Raw genomic sequence first — 5,256 nt, forward strand, 5'->3', positions numbered from 1 at the left:
GCCTCGGCCTTGAACGCGCCGACGGTCATTTTGACCCGGAAGATCATCTCGGCACGCTATTCGAGATCATGAGCGGCTTTGCCGCCACACATTTCGTGGTTCCCGCTGGCGATGAGCGGGACTTCTTTGAACGTCACATCGCGCCCTGGGCGAGCCGCTTCTTCGCCGATCTGGAAAACGCGGCCTCGGCCAGGTTTTACCGGGCAGTGGGCGTGTTGGGGCGGATTTTCATCGACATCGAAGCCGAAGGCTTCGCCATGGAGGCGCGACGTAGCTCGTGACGTGATCGCGTCGACAGATAGGGAGGATGGCAGATGCAGGAAAAGAAACAGCCGGCAATGAACCGCCGCAATTTCCTTCGCGCCTTCGGCGGCGCGTCCACGACCGCCGCCGTGGCCGCCGTGACGCTCAGCCCCGGAGAAGCGCAAGCTTATGATCCCGGCGAGGAGGAGACGAGGGCCCGCTACCGCGAGACCGAGCACGTCAAGGCATTCTACCGTGTGAACGGTTATGAGACGTTGAAGAAGTGAGAGCGCCATGCTGACCAAGCGCAAGAGCGGTCAGGCGAACCGCACAAGATTGCACACGCTGATGGGAACGGTCGCCTCCGCTCCCATCGACCGGCGAACCTTCCTTCGCCGTTCCGGTCTCGTGGCCGGCGGGATGGCTGTAGTCGGGTCGTTCCAGCTCGGCACCGTTCAAAAGGCGGCGGCCATCAGTCCGCCGCAGCCGGGCGAGCCCATCGAACTCAAGAAAAGCGTCTGCACCCATTGCGCGGTCGGCTGCACCGTTACCGCCGAAGTCCAGAACGGGGTTTGGACCGGTCAGGAGCCTTCGTGGGCCAGCCCGATCAACCGTGGCTCCCATTGCGCCAAGGGAGCAAGCGTACGCGAACTCGTACACAGCGACCGCCGACTGAAATACCCGATGAAGCTCACCGCCGGGCAGTGGGAGCGGGTCTCCTGGGACGACGCGATCAATGGGATTGGCGACAAACTGCTCGAGATCCGTGAAAAGTCCGGCCCGGAATCCGTTTACTGGATGGGGTCGGCCAAGTTTTCCAACGAAGGCACCTATCTCTTCCGCAAGCTCGCGGCCCTGTGGGGAACAAACAATCAGGACCACCAGGCCCGCATCTGTCATTCGACGACCGTCGCCGGCGTAGCCAACACCTGGGGCTACGGCGCGATGACGAACTCGTTCAACGATATTCGCAATTCAAAGACCATGATCATCATGGGCGGCAACCCGGCTGAGGCGCATCCGATAGCGATGCAGCATTTGCTGGAAGGCAAGGAACTCAACAAGGCCAATCTGATCGTCATCGATCCCCGTTTCACGCGCACCGCCGCCCATGCGACCGAGTATGTCCGGTTCCGGTCCGGCACTGACATAGCGCTGCTGTGGGGCATGCTTTGGCACATCTTCGAGAACGGCTGGGAGGACAAGGAATTCATCGCGCAGCGCGTCTACGGGATGGATGAGGTCCGCAAGGAAGTCGAGAAGTACACGCCAGAGGAGGTGGAGCAGATCACCGGCGTGCCTGGGGACCAGGTGAAGCGCGTCGCCGAGCTGTTCGCCACGCAGAAGCCGTCGACGATGATCTGGTGCATGGGCCAGACACACCACACGGTTGGTACCGCCAATACGCGCGCGAGCTGCATCCTGTGTCTTGCCACCGGCAATGTCGGCAAGCCGGGTACTGGCGCGAACATCTTCCGGGGCCATGACAATGTACAGGGCGCGACGGATATCGGGCTCGATGTGGTCACCCTGCCCTTCTATTACGGGTTGACGGAAGGCGCCTGGAAGCATTGGTCTCGCGTCTGGGAGATCCCCTACGAGGACCTGCTGAGCCAGTTCGACTCGAAGGAAGCCATGGAAACCCCGGGCATACCGCTGACAAGGTGGTTCGATTCCGTCTCGCTGCCCAAGGACAAGATAGGGCAGCGCGACAGCATGCGTGCTATGTTCATTCAGGGCCACGCCAGCAACAGTATCGCTCGTATTCCGGAATCGATGAAGGGCCTGACAGGCCTGGAGTTGCTTGTTGTCGCCGATCCCCATCCCACGACCTGGGCATCACTGGCGGTGGAAGCGGGGCGTCAGGACAACACTTATCTCTTGCCTGTCTGTACGCAGTTCGAGACTTCAGGCTCGCGCGTCGCCTCAAATCGGGCCATCCAGTGGGGCGAGCAGATCGTCAAGCCGAGCTTCGAGCAGAAGGACGACTACCAAGTCATCTATCTCCTGTCGAAGAAGCTCGGGCTTGCCGACAAGATGTTCAAGAAAATAGCCGTCGAGGGAGACCGGCCGGTGCCGGAGGAGGTGCTGCGCGAGATGAACCGCGGGAGCTGGTCAACGGGCTATTGCGGTCAGTCGCCGGAGCGCCTCAAGGCGCATATGAAGAACCAGCACAAGTTCGACCTGGTGACGATGCGGGCTCCGAAGGATGATCCCGAGGTCGGTGGTGACTATTACGGCCTGCCTTGGCCATGTTGGGGCAAGCCGGAGATCCGCCACCCGGGTACGGCCAATCTCTACAGCACCGGCCTGCATGTCATGGACGGCGGTAGCCCGTTCCGCGCCCGCTTCGGCGTCGAACGCAACGGCAAGACCCTCCTGGCGGAAGGTTCGTACACGCAAGGCTCGGAACTCACCGACGGCTATCCGGAGTTCACCATGGCCGTGCTTAAGAAACTCGGCTGGGACAAGGATCTGACGGCGGAAGAACTCGCCGTGATCGAAACGATCGGCGACGACATCAACAAGGTCTCGTGGTCGACAGACCTGTCAGGCGGCATCCAGCGCGTCGTACTCAGCCATGGCTGCCATCCCTACGGCAACGGCAAAGCTCGCGCAGTAGCGTGGAACCTGCCCGACCCAGTGCCGACCCATCGTGAGCCGATCTACTCGCCGAAGGTGGACCTGGTCGCAAAATATCCGACCTATCCCGACGCCACACAGTTCCGGCTGCCGAACATAGGGTTCAGCGTGCAGCAGGCCGCGGTGGAAAAGGGCATCGCCAAGACGTTCCCGCTGATCCTGACCAGCGGCCGGCTCGTCGAATATGAAGGCGGGGGCGAGGAAACGCGGTCGAACAGATGGTTGGCCGAGCTGCAGCAGGAGATGTTCGTTGAGATCAACCCGGCCGATGCGTCCGAACGCGGCATCGGCGATGGGGCCTGGGTTTGGGTGAATGGTGCGGAGAACAACTCAAGGGCGCGGGTGAAGGCGCTGGTCACGGAGCGCGTCGGCCGGGGCGTCGCATTCATGCCCTTCCACTTCGGCGGCTGGTTCCAGGGTAAGGATCTGCGGGCTCACTATCCGCAGGGCTCCGATCCATATGTTCTGGGAGAGAGCGCCAACAGCATCACCACCTACGGCTACGACCCGGTGACGGGCATGCAGGAGCCGAAGTGCACGCTCTGCCAAATCGTAGCGGCGTGAACGGGAGGAACAGAAATGGCCCGGATGAAATTCCTTTGCGACGCTGATCGTTGCATCGAGTGCAATGCCTGCGTCACCGCCTGCAAGAACGAGCACGACGTGCCTTGGGGCATCAACCGCCGCCGCGTCGTCACCATCAATGACGGCAAGCCCGGCGAACGCTCCGTCTCGATGGCGTGCATGCATTGCACCGACGCGCCCTGCGCGGCGGTCTGTCCGGTCGACTGCTTCTATACCACGGCGGACGCGGTGGTGCTCCACTCCAAGGATCTGTGCATCGGATGCGGCTATTGCTTCTACGCCTGCCCATTCGGCGCGCCGCAATATCCTCGTGTGGGCAACTTCGGTTCGCGCGGCAAGATGGACAAATGCACCTTCTGCGCCGCCGGCCCGGAAGAGGATTCCACCGAAATTGAATATGCCAAGTACGGCGCCAACCGGCTGGCTGAAGGCAAGCTGCCGCTTTGCGCCGAAATGTGTTCAACCAAGTCGCTCCTGGCCGGCGACGGGGAGATCATCGCGGCGATCTACAAGGAGCGTGTGACGCAGCGTGGCTATGGTTCGGGAGCCTGGGGCTGGCAGACGGCCTATCGAGAAACAATCGACGTGTAGGAGGCAGTCGGGCTCGTCCCGCGGGCAACGGAGCTATCACGGAGGACGGAGAAATGCCGGACATCAGGCTTGGTCGAGTGACGCCGCAGGCTATCGCAGCGTTCATGACACTCACGCTGCTGGTCGCAGCGCCTGTCTACGCGCAAGCCCCATCCGGGAGCAACCCGACCGCACAGGCTGTGAGCGAACGGCAGCTTCTTGACGAGTTGCAGAAGATCGAGGGGCGCGTCACCCTGCCCAATACGGCCGCTGCCTTGCTCGAGCAACCGCAAGGCCGCGATTACCGCAGCTTCCACGAGGGCTGGCTACCGTGGATCGGCGGCATCGCGATACTCGGCATTTTGCTGCTGCTGGCGCTGTTCTATTTCTACAGGGGCCGCATCCGCACACTGGCGCCCGAATCGAGCGTAAGGATTTTGCGCTTCGGTGCTCTGGAGCGGCTAACCCACTGGATGACTGCCACGGCGTTCATCATCCTAGCCATCACCGGCCTGAACTTTATCTTCGGCAAGCGTCTGCTGATGCCGCTGATCGGGGCCGATGCATTTTCAACCTGGTCGATTTGGGCGAAATACGCCCACGACTTCGTCGCGTGGGCGTTTATGCTCGGCATATTAGTCATGCTGGTGACATGGGCCTGGGACAACCTTCCGGATCGCCATGACGCTCATTGGCTCAGAGTCGGCGGCGGCTTTTTCGACAAAACCAACAGGACGCATCCGCCGGCCGGACGTTTCAATACCGGCCAGAAGCTCATCTTCTGGGCCGTCGTCCTGGGCGGAATTGCGATGTCGGTATCGGGCATATTCATGCTGTTTCCGTTCGCATTCGCCGACATAAACGGCATGCAGACGGCCCAGTATATTCATGCGACTGTGGGCATAATTTTGATCGCTGTTCTTATCGCTCACATTTATATCGGCACGCTCGGGATGGAAGGCGCCTATGAAGCAATGGGTTCGGGCACGGTCGATATGAACTGGGCGAAGGAGCATCATAGCCTTTGGGTTGAAGGGCAGGAGGCGAAAGGTACAATACAGCCGCGCTCGGCCGAAGCGGCCGAATAGTGCTTCTGCGCAAAACCGAAATGCGCGGGCCTTGGTCCGGGCATTTCTTGGCGTCCTCGTTGGGCTTTTCATTACGCGAGGCGGTGCCTTCGAACCCACGTCAACGAGCGAAGGCTAGGAAGGCGTC

5 protein-coding genes are annotated in these 5,256 nt (G+C 61.2%); all 5 read left to right on the forward strand.

What is annotated here, in order from left to right:
* Positions 1-281 (forward strand): molecular chaperone TorD family protein (locus EOA86_RS20905; RefSeq protein ID WP_206630087.1); only part of this gene is annotated, 281 nt, incomplete at its 5' end.
* 33 nt (positions 282-314) lie between these two features.
* Positions 315-530 carry a formate dehydrogenase gene (locus EOA86_RS20910; RefSeq protein ID WP_128343383.1) on the forward strand — a complete coding sequence of 72 codons (216 nt, stop codon included), beginning with the start codon at positions 315-317 and terminating at the stop codon, positions 528-530.
* A gap of 7 nt (positions 531-537) precedes the next feature.
* Positions 538-3,450, forward strand: a complete 2,913-nt coding sequence (locus EOA86_RS20915; protein ID WP_128343384.1) for a formate dehydrogenase subunit alpha — start codon at positions 538-540, stop codon at positions 3,448-3,450.
* Between the two features lie 15 nt (positions 3,451-3,465).
* Complete coding sequence (fdh3B, locus tag EOA86_RS20920) at positions 3,466-4,062, forward strand: formate dehydrogenase FDH3 subunit beta (protein WP_127209329.1); 597 nt, start codon at positions 3,466-3,468, stop codon at positions 4,060-4,062.
* Positions 4,063-4,115: 53 nt separating this feature from the next.
* Positions 4,116-5,129 (forward strand): formate dehydrogenase subunit gamma, encoded by a 1,014-nt coding sequence (locus tag EOA86_RS20925; protein WP_128343386.1) that lies wholly within the window; start codon positions 4,116-4,118, stop codon positions 5,127-5,129.
* Positions 5,130-5,256 lie beyond the last annotated feature (127 nt).

Origin of the sequence: Mesorhizobium sp. M5C.F.Ca.IN.020.32.2.1 (assembly GCF_004023105.1) — a bacterium.
Classification (GTDB): Bacteria; Pseudomonadota; Alphaproteobacteria; order Rhizobiales; family Rhizobiaceae; genus Mesorhizobium; species Mesorhizobium wenxiniae.